This is a genomic window from Martinezella tropici, from assembly GCF_008370325.1.
Taxonomy (GTDB): domain Bacteria; phylum Pseudomonadota; class Alphaproteobacteria; order Rhizobiales; family Rhizobiaceae; genus Rhizobium; species Rhizobium tropici_B.
Window position 1 is genome coordinate 684,888 of sequence record NZ_VNIP01000006.1, and the last position, 15,944, is coordinate 700,831.

19 protein-coding genes are annotated in these 15,944 nt (G+C 59.8%); 5 read left to right on the forward strand and 14 right to left on the reverse strand.

Going from position 1 to position 15,944, the window contains the following annotated elements; translation table 11 throughout:
* Positions 1 to 77 precede the first annotated feature (77 nt).
* The 5 genes from FP026_RS11705 to lgt form a co-directional block, all read right to left on the reverse strand.
* Complete coding sequence (locus FP026_RS11705) at positions 78 to 956, reverse strand: hypothetical protein (RefSeq protein ID WP_149634783.1); 879 nt, start codon at positions 954 to 956, stop codon at positions 78 to 80.
* Between the two features lie 55 nt (positions 957 to 1,011).
* A complete protein-coding gene (locus FP026_RS11710) occupies positions 1,012 to 2,163 on the reverse strand; it encodes a M24 family metallopeptidase (protein WP_149634784.1) in 1,152 nt (383 codons plus the stop codon).
* Position 2,164: 1 nt separating this feature from the next.
* Positions 2,165 to 2,992 (reverse strand): peptidoglycan editing factor PgeF, encoded by an 828-nt coding sequence (gene pgeF, locus FP026_RS11715; RefSeq protein WP_149634785.1) that lies wholly within the window; start codon positions 2,990 to 2,992, stop codon positions 2,165 to 2,167.
* 90 nt (positions 2,993 to 3,082) lie between these two features.
* Complete coding sequence (locus tag FP026_RS11720) at positions 3,083 to 4,180, reverse strand: class I SAM-dependent methyltransferase (RefSeq protein ID WP_149634786.1); 1,098 nt, start codon at positions 4,178 to 4,180, stop codon at positions 3,083 to 3,085.
* Positions 4,181 to 4,256: 76 nt separating this feature from the next.
* The gene (lgt, locus tag FP026_RS11725) at positions 4,257 to 5,144 is read right to left on the reverse strand and encodes a prolipoprotein diacylglyceryl transferase (RefSeq protein ID WP_188112564.1); all 888 of its coding nucleotides are present in this window, start codon (positions 5,142 to 5,144) and stop codon (positions 4,257 to 4,259) included.
* 263 nt (positions 5,145 to 5,407) lie between these two features.
* Between lgt and FP026_RS11730 the strand changes: the two genes are divergently transcribed.
* The 4 genes from FP026_RS11730 (at position 5,408) to FP026_RS11745 (ending at position 7,838) form a co-directional block, all read left to right on the forward strand.
* On the forward strand, positions 5,408 to 5,668 hold the full coding sequence (locus tag FP026_RS11730) for an accessory factor UbiK family protein (RefSeq protein ID WP_112340711.1): 261 nt from the start codon (positions 5,408 to 5,410) through the stop codon (positions 5,666 to 5,668).
* 390 nt (positions 5,669 to 6,058) lie between these two features.
* Positions 6,059 to 6,559, forward strand: a complete 501-nt coding sequence (locus FP026_RS11735; protein ID WP_112340712.1) for a YbjN domain-containing protein — start codon at positions 6,059 to 6,061, stop codon at positions 6,557 to 6,559.
* A 1-nt stretch (position 6,560) separates the two neighbouring features.
* Positions 6,561 to 7,400, forward strand: a complete 840-nt coding sequence (proC, locus tag FP026_RS11740) for a pyrroline-5-carboxylate reductase (protein WP_149634787.1) — start codon at positions 6,561 to 6,563, stop codon at positions 7,398 to 7,400.
* Positions 7,401 to 7,496: 96 nt separating this feature from the next.
* The gene (locus tag FP026_RS11745; RefSeq protein WP_149634788.1) at positions 7,497 to 7,838 is read left to right on the forward strand and encodes a tRNA-binding protein; all 342 of its coding nucleotides are present in this window, start codon (positions 7,497 to 7,499) and stop codon (positions 7,836 to 7,838) included.
* Positions 7,839 to 7,874: 36 nt separating this feature from the next.
* Here FP026_RS11745 and FP026_RS11750 read toward each other — a convergent pair whose 3' ends face one another.
* From FP026_RS11750 to FP026_RS11775, 6 genes are all read right to left on the reverse strand, one after another.
* On the reverse strand, positions 7,875 to 8,456 hold the full coding sequence (locus FP026_RS11750) for a DUF1349 domain-containing protein (protein ID WP_149634789.1): 582 nt from the start codon (positions 8,454 to 8,456) through the stop codon (positions 7,875 to 7,877).
* 12 nt (positions 8,457 to 8,468) lie between these two features.
* Positions 8,469 to 9,851, reverse strand: coding sequence for an ATP-binding protein (locus FP026_RS11755; RefSeq protein WP_149634790.1), 1,383 nt, complete (start codon positions 9,849 to 9,851; stop codon positions 8,469 to 8,471).
* 22 nt (positions 9,852 to 9,873) lie between these two features.
* Positions 9,874 to 10,575, reverse strand: a complete 702-nt coding sequence (locus tag FP026_RS11760; protein ID WP_149634791.1) for a response regulator — start codon at positions 10,573 to 10,575, stop codon at positions 9,874 to 9,876.
* A gap of 78 nt (positions 10,576 to 10,653) precedes the next feature.
* A complete protein-coding gene (locus tag FP026_RS11765) occupies positions 10,654 to 11,124 on the reverse strand; it encodes a MarR family winged helix-turn-helix transcriptional regulator (protein WP_188112565.1) in 471 nt (156 codons plus the stop codon).
* A 475-nt stretch (positions 11,125 to 11,599) separates the two neighbouring features.
* The gene (locus FP026_RS11770; RefSeq protein ID WP_149634793.1) at positions 11,600 to 11,863 is read right to left on the reverse strand and encodes a hypothetical protein; all 264 of its coding nucleotides are present in this window, start codon (positions 11,861 to 11,863) and stop codon (positions 11,600 to 11,602) included.
* A 249-nt stretch (positions 11,864 to 12,112) separates the two neighbouring features.
* A complete protein-coding gene (locus FP026_RS11775) occupies positions 12,113 to 12,745 on the reverse strand; it encodes a DUF1236 domain-containing protein (protein ID WP_149634794.1) in 633 nt (210 codons plus the stop codon).
* A 248-nt stretch (positions 12,746 to 12,993) separates the two neighbouring features.
* On the opposite strand from FP026_RS11775, the gene FP026_RS11780 reads away from it, so the two are divergent.
* Positions 12,994 to 13,638 carry an MBL fold metallo-hydrolase gene (locus FP026_RS11780; protein ID WP_149634795.1) on the forward strand — a complete coding sequence of 215 codons (645 nt, stop codon included), beginning with the start codon at positions 12,994 to 12,996 and terminating at the stop codon, positions 13,636 to 13,638.
* Between the two features lie 51 nt (positions 13,639 to 13,689).
* On the opposite strand, the gene FP026_RS11785 is transcribed toward FP026_RS11780, so the two are convergent.
* The 3 genes from FP026_RS11785 to FP026_RS11795 all read right to left on the reverse strand — a co-directional run bounded on the left by FP026_RS11785 (position 13,690) and on the right by FP026_RS11795 (position 15,874).
* Positions 13,690 to 14,124 carry a BA14K family protein gene (locus FP026_RS11785; RefSeq protein ID WP_149634796.1) on the reverse strand — a complete coding sequence of 145 codons (435 nt, stop codon included), beginning with the start codon at positions 14,122 to 14,124 and terminating at the stop codon, positions 13,690 to 13,692.
* A gap of 146 nt (positions 14,125 to 14,270) precedes the next feature.
* Complete coding sequence (locus FP026_RS11790) at positions 14,271 to 14,486, reverse strand: cold-shock protein (protein ID WP_004116423.1); 216 nt, start codon at positions 14,484 to 14,486, stop codon at positions 14,271 to 14,273.
* A 497-nt stretch (positions 14,487 to 14,983) separates the two neighbouring features.
* The gene (locus FP026_RS11795; protein ID WP_149634797.1) at positions 14,984 to 15,874 is read right to left on the reverse strand and encodes a DMT family transporter; all 891 of its coding nucleotides are present in this window, start codon (positions 15,872 to 15,874) and stop codon (positions 14,984 to 14,986) included.
* Between the last annotated feature and the right edge of the window lie 70 nt (positions 15,875 to 15,944).

A 15,944-nucleotide genomic window follows, 5' to 3' on the forward strand; every position in this document is an offset into this window, starting at 1 on the left:
CCGCGCTTTTAACCGCCTTGCTCTCGAATGCAAGAGGGAGAGGCGCGTTAGCTTTCATATTTCTGAAAAGCTTGTGGCTATCCACCGTTGGATTCGCGCCAGGAATTGAATTCCGACATGGTTTTGGTGGCAATCTTCTGCATGACGGTCGCAGGAACGGCCGACCAGGGGTCGCCGCGTTTCAGCGGCGCGCTTTCCGAACCTTGTATGCGGTGCACGCGGTTGCCGTTCCCATCGAGTACATCCCACACATAGGTCACGGAAATCTGCGGGCCGTCCTCGAAGGCCGAGAGATAGCCTTTGAGAATATAGGCGGCGCTGGAATCGCTGGAGCTCTTGATCGTCAGGCCGAGGGAGCGAGCGTCGGCGCCGAGCTGGCGCGACAGCGGCGTGACGGCATCGACGGGAGCACCGATGATCGGCAAGAAGCGGATGCTGTTGCCTCCGGCCGCGGCTGCGGGCGGCAATGATGCCTGCTGCTGTTGCGGCTGCTGCTCATCCGCAGCCTGTTCCTGCTGCTGCTGTTGTTGTGGTGGTTGCGGATCTTCTGACAGGCGCCGATCGGCCTCGCGCTGTTCGTCGGCCTGCGAGAACTGATTATTGGCCGGAGCGATGGATGCGGCGCGGGAATCGTCGAGCGGGCGGGAGGCGTAAGGATTGGTGCCGTTCGATCGTAGTGCCGATGCCTGCTCGTCGAGCGTACCGCTGCCGCCGTAGTTTTGCGGCTGATACGCCTGCTGCGAGGTCTGCTGTTGATAACCGTAGCTTTCCTGAGAGCTTTGATAGGTCTGGCGACGCTGGGGTGTCGCGGCCATGCGCTCGACATCGCGCTGCGTAACCGGGCTCGATCCGACATCGCCGATCGCCTCGGGCGGCGTCAGTGCGTCCGTGGTATTGCAGGCGGAGAGCGCGAGGCAAATGCCGGCGACAGTCAACGTTATCCTGACCAATCCCATCGACGCGATCCTTTCTCCCGACGGCCTGACCGTCCAGGATCGCTATCTTACGCCCCTAACGGTTAAGAAATTCGAGAGGGTGGCGGGAAAGGGCTTTCGGCGCCTGCGACGTCGTCAGATAGGTCTGGCCGAGGGTCATCGCCGTGCCGCTATCGGAATCCATGATGATCATGTGCACGAAAAGCGACATGTTCTCCTGGATCTCCTGCGGATTGCCCATATGGAACATCTCATGCTCCATCCAGGAGGGCGAGAAACGGGCACCGAGCGAATAGCCGCAGGCGTTCAGCCGGTGCCGGGCAAGGCCGCGTTCGTCCATGATCTTGGCATGCATGTCGAAGACGTCGCCGAAGGTGTGCCCCGGCATCAGGATCGTCTCGATCGCCTGCAGGGTTTCCAGGCAGGCGCTGTAGAGTTCGCGGTGGCGATGGCTGGGGTTGCCGATGACGACCGTGCGCATCATGGCGGCATGGTAATGGGCGTCGACGCCGGCCCATTCGAGCGTCAGCTGATCATTGGCGTCCAGCTTGCGGCGGCCGGATTTGTAGCGGCAGAGCAGGGCCTCCGCACCAGAGCCCATGATGAATTCATTGGCGGGATAATCGCCGCCGCCGGAAAAGACGGCGCCTTGCATGGCGGCGAGGATATCGGCTTCGTCCGCGCCGGGCTTTATCAGAGACAGGGCGGCATCCAGGGCATCGTCGGCCAGTGCCGCAGCACGTTCGACATGGGCGATTTCCGCAGGGCTCTTGGTCAGGCGCAGGCGGCTTATGATGTAGGAGGCGTCGGCGATCTGGCCGAAACTGGCAAGCTGACGATCGAGCAGGCGGGCGACGCTGCCGGTCATGCCATGGGTATCGTATTCGATGCCGATGCGGGTGCCGAGAAGATCGAGATCAGACAAAAGCTCCTTGAGATCGAGCGTCGGATCGGCGTTGACGCGATCGACCCAGATGCGAATGTCGGTGATAACAGATGTGAGCTGTGCCTGGCGCAGGTCGGCCGAGCGCGTGAGAAGGGTCAGGGAGCCGTCCGCCTTGACGACCAATGTCTGGAAGAAGCAATAGCCGAACGTGTCGTAGCCGGTCAGCCAGTACATGCTCTCCTGGGCGAAGAGCAGCATGGCATCGAGCTTTTCTTCCTGCATCCTCGCCAGCAGCCGCGCCAGACGAGCATCGTATTCGCTGCGTTCGAAATGCAGGGCCATATCAAGCTACCTCCCCGATGGCGATGGCGGAAATCTGTCGCCCGTAGTCCGGCTCCCCGGCATGCGTCGTGCGCCGATAGGAGAAGAAGCGTTCCGAATCCGGATAGGTGCAGAGGTTCAGGCTTTCGGCCGTGACGCCGGCCTTGCGCAGGCGATCGACGGTTAAGGACGGCAGATCGAACATGGCGTGGCCGTCTCGCTGCGAAGGGGCGAAGTATCTCGCATAGCCGAGATCGTGGGCGAGGAAACGCTCGACGAATTCGGGGCCGACCTCATAGCTCGACTGGCTGATCGAGGGGCCGAGGCAGGCAATGATTGCCTCGCGTCTTGCGCCAAGTGCTTCCATCGCATCGATGGTGTTTTCCAGGACGCCGGTCAGCGCGCCCTTCCAGCCGGCGTGGGCGGCGCCGATGACCCGGTTTTCCGGATCAGCAAACAGGATGGGACCGCAATCGGCCGCGAGCACGCCAAGCGCGACACCCGGCGTCGCCGTCACCATAGCATCGGCCTGCGGCCGGCTGCCGTCATATTGTGCACCGATCGTCACGACATCGGGAGAGTGGACCTGATGCACGGTGGCGAGCTGATCGAGCGGAAGTCCGAACCAGCCGGCGACGCGGCGCCGGTTCTCCTGTACGTGGTCGCGATCGTCGTTCGAGCCGAGACCGACGTTCAATCCGCGATAGAGGCCTTCCGAAATGCCGCCGACGCGAGTGAAATAGCCATGGCGAATGCCGGCAGCCTCGGCGGCGCTCAGCAGTGTGCTAGCAAGTGGTGTCGGCAACTGGAGCGTCCCTTGATATCTGGTTTTGCCTGTCGTGCTTGACATAACGCAGCCGCAGCGAAGCAGTTCGATCTCGGCGGGGATGTTGGCCCAGCCCGACGCGCACTGTCAATCCGTGGGATCGATAGTGGGGTTTCAGCCGACAGGGCGAAAGGGCAGGAGGTCGATCGCCGGGCTGGAAACGGCCAGCACCTTGAAAAGCTCTCCCATCTTGCCTTCGCCGGCGCCTGCGAGCCTCTCTACGGCGACGCGGATGTTCTCCTGCGTTGCCGCATCCTGGTCCCGGCCGAGGGTGGCCGCGCGCTCCAGCAGACCGAGCCCGACCAGGAAATCGCCCTGATGACAGCAGCCGTTGATGTGGATGCCGGAGGCGAGCGCCGTTTGCGCCAGGTGCTGGAAATCGACATGGCTGGTGAGATCCGCCTCGCCGGGATGTTCCAGCGGCGGGTCGTATTCATGCATGCGCACGGCCTGCAGCGTGTCGCCGAAGCTCGTCGCCATGTGACCGTAATCGATGGCGAGCGCCGTGCCGCCATGCGTCGCCAGCCGGTCGCAGATCGTCGTCATGACGGCCTGGCGGGCAGGGGCGATCTCGAACACGGCGCCGATCGGCGGAAGCCCGCCTTCCGGAAGAAGCGCGGGATCGAGCGTGGCGACGCCCGTCGTGAAGGTCAGTTCGTCGTTGGCGTCGAGGCCGACGGTGCGCTCACGAAAGCCATTGGCGGTGCGAACGAACTGACGGATCGGAATGGCATCGAAGAGCTCGTTGGCGGCAAGCAGGGTGAAACCTTCGGGTACTTCAGCGAAATCCGTGTGCCAGGAGATTTTTGCGCCATAGGCTTCCAGGGTCTGGCGCTGGAAGCCCTGCAGGCGTTCACTGGTCTCGACGAGATGCACCGTCATGACATCGTAGAGCGGCGGCGCGAGCTTGCCGATGACGCGCAGCATGTCCGACATCATCGTGCCGCGGCCAGGGCCGATTTCGACAAGGCGCACCGCGGCCGGCGTTCCATGCCTTTGCCAGGCGTGCACCATGAAGACGCCGATCATCTCGCCGAATAGCTGGCTGATTTCGGGTGCCGTGACGAAGTCGCCGGACTGGCCGAAGGGTTCGCGCGTTCTGTAATAACCATGCACCGGATCGGCGAGACACAGCGAAAAATAATCCGTGATGCTCAATGGCCCGTTGGTTCGGATGATGGTTTTGATTTTTTCCCCGAGCGCCGTCGTCATTCTATGCTTTCGCTAATGCGTGGCCCTGACAAGCAGGGAGCCTTTTTGAAAAGGCCACGCGATATTGAACCCCACCTCATGCCATCTGCTTGATCGCCGCCTTCCGCGCTCGGATCACAGCCCAAAGGCCGATGGCGACCATCGGAAGCGACAGCACCATGCCCATGGTCAGCCAGTTCGTACCGAGCAGATAGCCGAGCTGCTCGTCAGGCTGACGGAAGAATTCGACAAAAATACGCGAGAAGGCGTAGCCGATGACAAAAATACCGCTGACCGTGCCCGGTTTCTTCAGCGCCAGCGCCCAGCGCGTGAGGGAGAAGAGAACAAGGAAGAGAATGATGCCTTCGATGCCGGCTTCATAAAGCTGGCTCGGGTGGCGCGGGTCGGGACCTGCAGGGCAGACGCCGTTATGGGCGGCGATCACATGCGGGCTGCAGAAGACCATCGCCCAGGGGACGTCCGTGGCCCGGCCCCAAAGCTCGCCGTTGATAAAATTGGCGATGCGGCCGAAGAAGAGGCCGACCGGCGCGGCTGCCGCAACGATATCGAACAGGCTCCAAACCGGAATCTTGTTGCGTTTGGCAAACAAAAACATGGCGATGGTCGTGCCGATTAAACCGCCATGGAAAGACATGCCGCCCTTCCAGATCTGAACCGCGCGGATCGGATTGGCGATTACCTGATCGAGATCATAGAAGAGAATATAGCCGATGCGGCCGCCCAGAACGATGCCGAAGGCCACCCAGAGGATGAAGTCATCCAAGTGTTGGCGCGTCATCGGCGCGGTGTCGTTCAGCCACAGCCTGCCGCTGTCGACCAGCCACCTTGCATAGAGCCATCCGAGTAGGATGCCCGCCACATAGGCAAGCCCGTACCAGTGGACCGGGACGGGGCCAAGGTTGATAGCAATCGGATCGATATCCGGAAAAGGCAGGATGGCGGCGAGATTGGCGGATGTCAGCAAGATCGTCAGGCCCGTTGCAGCATGTTCCCGAAAGCACCGTGCCATTTCGGAAAAGGACCATGCTAAGTATCCAAATATGCGCGGAACATGGCGTTCGCCACTGAATCGGTCAAGTCGTTTGTTGCCGCGTCCGTGATCCGGAGCTGCATTGTCCCGTCCTATCTCAATTTGCTTGCATCGGCCCCTTGGAAATCTTACCTCAGCACTATCTGGCCCATATCGATGCCTGACCGTTGAGGGCCGACGGCCGCAAGGAGACTGCCATGAGCACTGGACCGAACCGAATCCTGGATGAATTCGCCAAGCTGATGACCGATGCCGCCGGTGCTGCCCAGGGCGTGCGCCGCGAGATAGAGACGGCCTTCAATGCCCATGCGGAGCGTTGGCTGAACAGCATGGATATCGTCAAGCGCGAGGAATTCGAGGCCGTTCGCGAAATGGCGATCAAGGCGCGCGATGAGAACGATGCGTTGCTCGCGAGAATCGAAGCGCTGGAAGCCAAGCTCGCTTCCAAGGGTAAGTAAGTTCAATCTTCCGCCCGCTGACCGGTGCGGCACCCGCTTGCCGCACCTTTTTCCTCTGAAAATTTCCGTCTGTTTTTCCACTTGTGGACATAGGCAAAAAAGCCAATCGCCAGAGTCGGTTATGACTCCCTTCTGAATAGACGTCGGAAGAGCTTTCCACAGTGCCGTTTCCAAAATCGATGATCAGGGGCTGGCATGCCGGGCACGCCACTATACACTGATTTTAAATGATGATTCGAAACGGACTTGGTAAGCCCCGGGCATGGTGGAAGCGTTAGTCTGGCAGCCGTTCAACATCATCCCGAATATGTTTCCGGAGTAAAACTGTTTGCGTTCTTTCAGTGTTGGGTCACGGGAAAACTGCAATCGTTCCGGTCAAGAAGGTGCTGCATGAGCCTTATGGAAATGGAAGTCGAACGACAATCGAATCCGGTCGACATGATCGAGTTCGTTGCTGCCAATAACGACTGGTCGTTCGAGCGGTCGGGCGAGGATGAAATCGCCATGACCGTCGAAGGGCGATGGACCGATTATCACGTCTCTTTTTCCTGGATGGAGGAGTTCGAGGCGCTGCACATAGCCTGCGCATTCGATGTCAAGGTTCCCGATCCGCGTGTCAACGAGGTGATCAAGCTCTTGTCCTGCATCAACGGGCAGGTGCTGATGGGCCATTTCGATCTTTGGCGTCAGGAAGATATCGTCATCTTCCGGCAGTCGCTGCTGCTGTCCGGTGGGGCCGAGCCCACCAACCGGCAGGTGGAAGTGCTGCTTTCCAATGCGCTTGACACTTGCGAGGCCTACTATCAGGCTTTCCAATTCGTGGTATGGTCCGGGCTCGACGCGAACCGCGCCATGGAAGCCGTGCTTTTCGAAACGGTGGGCGAAGCGTGACATGACAGGTCAACAATCCGCCAGTGCATTCGTATCCTCCGGGCCGATCATGCTGATCGGCGCGGGAAATATGGGTGGCGCCCTGCTGACGGGATGGCTGAAGAACGGTGTGCCGGGGTCGTCGGTCATCATCGTCGATCCCAATCCGGCCGAGGCGATGCGGAAAATGATCGCGGATGCGGGTGCCAGCCATGTCACCGAAGCTCCCGCCGGCGTGACGGCCGGTGTTCTTTTCATCGCCGTCAAACCCCAGCTTATGGATGCGGTTCTGCCGCCGCTCAAATCGCTTGTGGGCGAAGGGACGGTCGTCGTCTCCATCGCTGCGGGCAAGACGCTCTCCTCGCTTCAACAGCACCTCGGAGCGGCGGCGATGGTGCGAGCCATGCCGAATACGCCCGCCATGGTCGGACGCGGCGTGACCGGCGCTTTCGCGAATGCTGAAGTGAGCGATCACCAGCGGCAGCTGGTTCACAACCTGTTGAAAGTGTCCGGCCCGGTCGAATGGGTGCCTGACGAGGCAGACATCGACTCGGTGACTGCGGTTTCGGGCAGCGGGCCAGCCTATGTTTTCTATCTCGTCGAATGCATGGCGGAGGCGGGCCGGAAGCTAGGCCTGCAGGCGGACCTCGCCATGCGGCTTGCACGGGAAACCGTCGCGGGGGCTGGTGAGCTGTTGCACCAGTCTCCCGACGACGCTTCGCGCCTGCGCCAGAACGTGACGTCTCCTGGCGGGACGACCGCTGCGGCGCTCAGTGTGCTGATGGCGGAAGACGGCATGCAGCCATTGTTCGATGCGGCCCTGGAAGCGGCACGCAAGCGGGCGCAGGAACTGGCCGGCTAGCAATTTCAGGAAAAGTGCATAGCGGTAAAGAGATGGAACGGTTCAGCAGTTCCACGAAACGCTGAACTGTTTCAGGTTTTCGATAAAGGGCAGGGCATGGCGGAAGAGATCACCTATGGCGATTTCGAACGGGTGGATATCCGTGTCGGAACGATCATCGAAGCGGAGACCTTTCCGGAAGCACGCAAGCCCGCCTACAAGCTCAGGATCGATTTCGGGCCGGAGATCGGCATCAAGCGTTCCTCCGCGCAGATCACCGTGCATTATACGCCGGAAGCCCTCGTCGGGCGGCAGGTGCTTGCGGTGGTCAATTTTCCACCTCGCCAGATCGGACCGGTGCGTTCAGAAGTGCTGACCCTCGGCTTCGAGGATGAGGCGGGAGCGATCGTTCTTGCCGCAGTGACCCAGCCGGTGCCGAATGGCAAAAGGATGATGTGAGCGACCGCTTCCTTTCGGATCGCGGGGAAAAGAGGCTCAGTGAATATCCCTTGACACAGGATCGGTCAGGCTGAAACCGAGGAATTCCGCCTCGAAGCCTTCGCGCTGCGGCGAGCAGAAGGCCGGACCGACCAATACGTCCTCCAGCGTCGGATCGAACCAGGTGAGTCTTGCCATGCGCCATTCGCTCATCCGGTCGGTGCGATACTGGATGAAGAGGGCGTCGCCGTTGCGCGTGACCCGCGCGGACATGACGTCGAAGTCGTGATCGAGCCGGAAAGCGGACCAGTCGGAATTCCCGTTGGTGACGACGACGCTGAAATGCTTGGCGCCGTCGGTATATTCGATCCCGCATTTCATCCAATGCCTGGCGTCGTGGCGGACCATCAGGCCGGCTTGATCGTAAAGCTCTCGATAATGTCCGATGAACGTCACTTCGGCGGTGAAATCGCCACGGCGGGGCATGCCGAGAAAATGGCCGTCGTCGCGATGGAAGCCGTAATAGGTTTCCTGCCAGAAATCGGTCTTGCTGGCGGAACGGACGAACAGCCGGCCTTGGTTCATTTCCCACAGCGGCGGCGTGTTCAGCCAGTGCATGCCATCAATATCGATCGGCATAAAATGTCCCCCTCATGCAGGAATGCGGATCGTTGCGCGCAGGCCGCCGAGCGGGCTGTCTCCGAGCGTGACGTTACCGCCATGGCTGCGGGCTATATCGCGCGCGATGGCAAGGCCGAGGCCCGTGCCTGATTTGTCGAGGTTGCGCGCGGTATCCAGCCGGAAGAACGGCTTGAAGACGTCGTCCCGCGCTTCGACAGGAATGCCGGGTCCGTCGTCGTCGAAGACGATCGTCAGCCATTTGGCGCTGTGCCGGGCCTCGACGCGGAGGCTGTTGGCATAACGGCGGGCGTTGGTGGCGAGATTGGTCGCCAGGCGCGTAAAGGCGTTGGGCCGGACGGAGATCTCATCGTCGCCATCGATCGAGAAGCTCATGGATTTGCCATGCAGCGTGAAGTCCTGTCGGATCTTTTCCAGGATGTCGCTAAGTTTGAACTGGCCGACATCTTCCTCCGCTTCGCCGCGGGCGAAGGCCATATAGCCCTCGAGCATGCTCTGCATGTCCTCGACATCCTCGCTGAGGCCGACGAGATCGGGATTGTCGCCGACAAGGGCGAGCTGCAGCTTGAAACGGGTCAGCACCGTTCGCAGGTCATGGCTGACGCCGGAGAGCATGGCCGTGCGCTGCTCGATCTGCCGTTCGATGCGCTCGCGCATCAGGATGAAGGCGAGGCCGGCGCGACGTATCTCGTCGGCGCCGCGGGGGGAATAGTTTTCCAGCCGCTGTCCCTTGCCGAAGCTTTCCGCGGCCTGGGCCAGCGCCAGGATCGGGCGGATCTGGCCACGCAGAAAAAGCACTGCGATGCCGATCAGCACCAACGAGGTGCCGACCATCCACAGAATGAAGATATGAGTATTGGAGGCATAGGTCTGGCTGCGCTTGGCGAAGACGCGCAGCACCTTGTCGGGCAGCTTGATGCGGATCTCGACCAGGCTGGAATTGCCGACGGTATCGATCCAGAAGGGCAGGTTGATCTGATCGCGGATCTCATCGCTCAGAATGCCGTCGAGGATCGAAAAGAAGGGTTTCTCGGCGGGCGGCGGCAGCTCGCCGCCGGGCTCGATCGAAATGGCGAGATCGAGCTTCTGGCGCGCCATCTGGGTCACGGCCGAATAGTCGGCATCCTGCGGATAGGTCTGGATGATGGTGATGATGGCGGCGATGTCCCGCGTGGTCGCCATCGACAGCCGCTGCGTCACCATCTGCCAGTGGCGTTCCATGAAGACGATGGTCACGACCGCCTGCAAGATGATCATCGGCAGGATGAAGATCAGCAGCGAGCGGGCATAAAGGCCGGTTGGGAGAACATACCGGCGCAGCCAGCGCGTCAGCCACCGGAGCCCGTTGGAGGGCGTGTGGTCCTGGTCGCGCCTGATCGAATCGAAAGTCACCATCGCTTGATCCCGCGGGCCGATCTCAGTCTATGCTCAGGCGGTAGCCTATGCCACGCACCGTCTGCAGCCAGATAGGGTTGGCCGGGTCGTCTTCAATCTTGCGACGCAGCCGGTTGATCTGCACGTCGATGGTCCGCTCGCCCACTTCGGCATCGCTGCCGATCAGCTCATGACGCGGGATCGTCTCGCCGGCGCGCTTCGCGAAGAGCAGCATGATTTCCTGCTCGCGGTCGGTCAGGCGGATGAGTTCCGCCGCCTTCTTGAGTTCCTTGCGCGTCAGAGAAAACGTATAGGGGCCGAACATGACGAGCTCGATCTTCGGGGAATCGGCGGGGGTGTTGCGCCGAAGTATGTTGTTGATGCGCAGCACCAGCTCGCGCGGATCGAAGGGTTTCGGCAGATAGTCGTCCGCGCCGGCCTCGAGGCCCGCTATGCGGGAGTCGGCTTCGGCAAGCGCCGTCAGCATGATGATCGGAATGTTCTTGATGGCGCGCAGGCTCGATGTCAGCGTGATCCCGGATTCGCCGGGCATCATCACATCCATGATGATGAGGTCGAAATCGAGCCCTTCCAGTTTGCGGCGGGCCTCGGCACCATCGGCGGCAGCCGTTACCCGGAAGCCCTTCTCCATCAGGTAACGGTTGAGGAGGGCGCGGATACGCGTGTCGTCATCCACGACCAGAAGATGTGCTGCATCATCCGAGATTGCTGTTTTTATCGTCATTCGATCCGTCTCGATCCTGTCCTACCCCTAGATTGAGATGAGGCATTCCGCGCCGGCCCCCGCGGGTTTGGATTGCCGTCACTTCTCGGTCTGCATTCCCCTCAGGAAACGTTTCACACTTTCGCGCGTCGCTTCCGACGCGCCTTCGAATGCCCGTTCAATGCGGCGCGATTGCGGCTCGGCCAGCGCCAGAGCCAGATCGCGGCCAGCCCGCGTGGGGTATAGCTTGCGCTGCCGCCGATCCTCCGGACCGGCAACCTGCCGAATATAACCCGAATCGATCAATTGTTTGAGAACCCGTGCCAAACTCTGTTTGGTGATCTGCAACGTTTCCAGAAGGTCCGCAACGGTCATGCCGGGTTCGCGGTTAACGAAATGGACGACGCGATGATGAGCGCGCCCGAAGCCGCTCTTGACGAGAATCTGGTCCGGATCCGAAACGAAATCGCGGTAGGCGAAGAAAAGCAGCTCGATCACCTCGAAATCGACGCTTCCCGCATTCTGCATCGGTGTTTCCAGCAGCTCGATCTTTGCCGCGTTCTGGCTCATCTGTCGTGGCACGCTGGCACTTCCTTTCCAATTTTGGAGCATCCGGGAAACTTACGCAAAAATATGTCAGCTTCGTTGACACATTTTTACGCCATCGACTGTTTTCGCACAATTGCTGCACGGTGCAAACGACGTTGCCGCATCGGAAAATTACGCGCGCGGCCCCGCAAAATTCCAATATATCTCGTATTTTCCCTTGCTGCATCTCGTGGATAGAGCGCGGTGGAAACGATAATCAACCCTTGGTGTGACAGTGAGGGCAATCGTTGCGGACCATGGCGGGAAAAGAGGCCGCCTAAATACGATCGAATGGCGCGGCATTCGACGCGGATCCGGCAAGTGCCGGCTTTGCCGACATACTCCGTGTCATCCCACTCCGAAACGCGGATGGACGGAGGCTGGTGCCGGTGGACCAGCATGAGAAATCCGCACAAGCCGGATGAGTTGCTCCGCCGGCCTGTGCGATTTGATGAATTTACGACTTGCGGCCGAGAACCGCGCCAACAATGGCGGAAAGCACGCCGCCGGCGACCAGTGAGGATATGCCTTGCGCGATGAGGCCGGTAAGCGCTTCACTGCCGATCAGATTAAGGATCAGGCCGCCGCCAAGGCCACCGATGGCGCCGGCGATGGTTCTTGCGACAAGATTTATCCCATCCTGCTTCAAAACGGCGCTCGCGGCGTTGCCACCGATCGCACCGGCTATCAATTGTGTGATGATAGGCCCTAAACTTTCCATGACTACCCTTCTCCCATTGCTCCGGAAGACACTCCCGGATCCCCTCTCGTCGCGTCCCGGATTGCTACAGCAGGAAGCGGCGATAATCCTCAGTGGGTATTAGGATTACATCAAGCAAGGATCGCTGCAAATAGAAGGGCAACCCAAACGGGAGAATTCTGCAATAATTTCAGGGGAAATCCGCGATGTGGGCTTGCGGCCGGTCAGTCGCAAGCCAATTTCGCCATCCTGTTCGGCCCTGCGGGCGAATCAGCGGTAGACGTAGACGATGCGACGCGTTCCCGGATCGATCAGGACCGGTTGGTTGTTCACTTCGACATAGCTGTACTGATAATCCGGAATGCGATGTACTTCCACGCTTTGCGGAACCGTGGCGCCGACGACCAGGTCGCCGTTCAGCTGGACCGCATCGACCGGATTGTCGTCGATATAGGTTCGGATTTCCTCAGGTGGCGTGATCGCGACCACATTGCCCTGATCGACGGGGCCGAGCAATTGGTCATCCGGAGCAGGCCGTGCGGTCCGGACACTACCGGTCCTTACGGGATCGGTCTGCTCGTAGGTGATGGTGGGAATACCGAGATCATCACGATGGTCCTGGACCACAACCGACGCGCCGTTCTGTTCGACGCTGAGATACTGGGCATAGACCCAGCCTCGCATGCCGTTAACATCGACACGGCACCAGCGGCTGCCTTCGATGCAGCCATCCAGCGTCGCCTCGGATCCGCGCGTTGCGACGCCGACGGTCGGGAATTCCGCGCCCGGGCCGGAGCGAACTTCGATGTCGGTGGCGGTGGTTGCGGACATTTCAGCCTGGGCCAGGCCCGCACTGGCGGCAAGAATGACACCGGCCAGCAGCATGTTTCTCTTCAAGGACATTGGTTCTCTCCTTCTGGCCTCTAAAGACCTATCCTCAACGCTTCGGGTGCTTCAGTGTTCCGGCTGGCCTGCCTGGATCGTGTTGTCGTCGAATGAACCTACATTTAAGCGTTTGAATTCTTTATATTTATTCGCCATTTCTCAAGCCAAAGACCGGCTTTCGCACCGCTTTGAAGCCGGCAGGGGCTGTTTTGCCGGAGGTTTGCGGCTATATCCGCAGCAGGACGATCAAACAGACGAGGCGCTCCATGGGCATGCTCCAGGCCGGTATCATTCCGGTGACTCCCTTCGAACAGAATTGCACCATCCTGTTCGATCCGGAGACCAAAGAGGGCGTCGTGGTCGATCCGGGCGGCGATGTCGATATCATCCTGCAGACCGTACGTGAGAACGGCATCACCTTGAAGGCGATCTGGCTGACCCATGGTCATATCGATCACGCCGGCGGCGCCGACGAGCTGCGCGAGGCGCTTGGGATCGAGGTGATCGGCCCGCATGAGGACGATCGTTTCCTGTTGGAGGACATCGAGGCCAAGGGCAAGATGTTCAACATTACCGGCGTGCGCAATGTCGTTCCGGACCGCTTCCTGAAGGAGGGCGACAAGCTCTCCTTCGGCGAGCATGAGTTCGAGGTTTTCCACTGCCCCGGCCATGCACCCGGCCATGTCATCTATTTCAATCGCAAGCAGGGGTTCGCCCATCTCGGCGACGTGCTGTTCAACGGTTCGATCGGAAGAACGGATTTGCCTGGCGGCAATCACCAGCAGTTGCTGGAATCGATCCGCGACAAGGTCTTTCCGCTGGGTGATGAGGTCGGCTTCATCTGCGGTCACGGGCCAGGCAGCCGGATCGGCGACGAGCGTCGCACCAATCCCTTCCTGCGCGGATTGTGAAAAAGCGCCGCTCGAAAGCAGCGCTTTGGCTCCTCAGTAGCCGATCACCTATCAGTCGGCCGCGCAGAAATGGCGCATGCCGTCAAAGCCGACATAGGTGCCGGTGCGGCCATCGAAACTTCTATAGCGGTCGTAGCAATAACGCATCCATGCGGACGACCAGGGACGCAGACCGTATGCCGGCGCTGGCGCATAATAGCTGACGTCGCGCTCGACATAGACGCGGCGCGGTGCTGGGCGATAGTAGTAGCCAGAGGGAGGCGCGTCGTAGCCCGGGTCGACATAGGCCGGTGCCGGCTCGACATAGCGCGGCTGGCTGGCGATAGCAGAACCGACGATCAGGCCGGTAGCCAGCCCGGCGGCACCGAGCGCCCATCCATCGCGATTGTGATGACGCCATTCATCGGCGGACGCGGCGCTCATGGAAGTTACCGTCAGTGCCGCGGCGACGGCGGACATGACGAGCGTTTTGCCGAGTATGGTCATTGGCCTATCCTATAACGGAAGCGGGATGACTGTCATTCCCGCTCTTTCATGGGGTAGACTATACGGGACAAACTGAATACAGACTGAATGACAAAACCCGGCATCGCTGCCGGGCCTCAACTCGAATTGATAGCCGTTAAGGCGTCTCAGCCTGCAATCTGCAGATTGACGGCCTTCGGTCCCTTGCCGCGGCGATCCGGTTCCGTGTCGAAGCTTACCTTCTGGTTTTCCGACAATCCTGCCAGACCAGAAGCCTGAACTGCAGAAATATGTACAAAGATGTCCGCGCCACCCTTGTCCGGTTTAATGAAACCGAAGCCCTTATCGGTATTAAAAAACTTTACAGTGCCAGTCTCGGCCATGCCTCAGGTCCTTTTCTCTCTGCCCACCATCCACACGGGCAGCATTACTTCCTTACCCTTGCGGGCGCTTGCAGGCAGTTCTCGAATTTTGAAGGAAAAGGTCCCCGTAACTCGGCATGATCTCGATGCGATGTTTGCCACCCCGCTTCTCGATCAAGCTGACCGGAATATTAGCGTTTCCGGCGCGCAATTCTATTAGGACTTCCCATGCTCTAAAAATGCCCGAACACCGTTGAGAGTGCTGTGTTTATGGCAAATTGGCAAGCAAAAGTTTTTTAACGTATCGGAAGAGGCACAATAGTGTAATGCGATTGTGTTATTGCGATTCGCAATTTTTCCCACTTCGAAACAAGTTTCTAAGGTTTTTCCATCGCTCGCGATATAGTTTTGATGAAATTTTCCCAAATCGGCCGGTGCGAACGCTCATTTTCGATTGTTCGGAAAAATTTCAGCAAAGTCTGTCGAAAGCCGACGAAAGCATGCATTTCAGGGCTTTTTTACGCCGCAGCATGGCGACGGCGGGTCAATTCCGGCACGAGTTCGACCGCAAGCATCGCGGTAAACATCAGGGCGCAACCGACATAGCCGAGCGGACCCATGGTTTCGCCCAGCAGCAAAGCACCGAGCGAAGCCCCGAACAATGCTTCCGAAGAAAGGAAGATCGCAGCCTGGGGAGCGGTCGTATAGCGCTGGCCGATGATCTGCAGCGCGAAAGCCAGGCCGGATGAAAAGATGCCGACATACAGGATCTCGCCAAGCGCTGCACTTATATCGGCGAAGCTGATCGGTTCGACGGCGATCGCGACGACCAGGGCGAGAACGGCGGTGACGGCAAATTGCGTTGCGGAAATACCAAGTGGCCGGCCGGTTTCATTGACGGCCGAGCCGGCAAGGGTAATTTGCGCCGCCCAGAAGAGCGCGCAAATGACGGTCAGGAAATCGCCTGTTGTCAGGCGTGAGAAGGAGCCGCCCGACAGAAGGTAGATGCCGCAGAGCGCCATCAGCGCTGCCGGCCAGATGATCCAATGGGGCGACCGGCGCAGGAAAATAACGGCAATCAATGGTACGAAGACCACGTAGAGGCCGGTTATGAAGCTCGAATTCGTCACCGTCGTCGTCAGAAGCCCGATCTGCTGGGTCGCGGCACCCCCGAAAAGCGTGACACCGATGAGCAGAAAAGTGAGCCAATTGCTGCGTGTCAGCGGCTTTGCGGCCTTCCTTTTTTCCATCCAAACGAAAGGCAGGACGACCAGGGTGGCAACGGCAAATCGCAAGCCGATGAACCAGAAGGGTCCGATCGCCTTCATGGCTGTCGATTGCGCAACGAAACCACCGCCCCAGATCGCGGCGGCAACCAACAACAACAAATTCGCCTGTATGCGAGACATCTGCATCCTGCGGGAAGGGGAGAAAGAGTGAGGCGACCGTTAGCAGCTGCTCTTGCACCGGGCAAGGGCG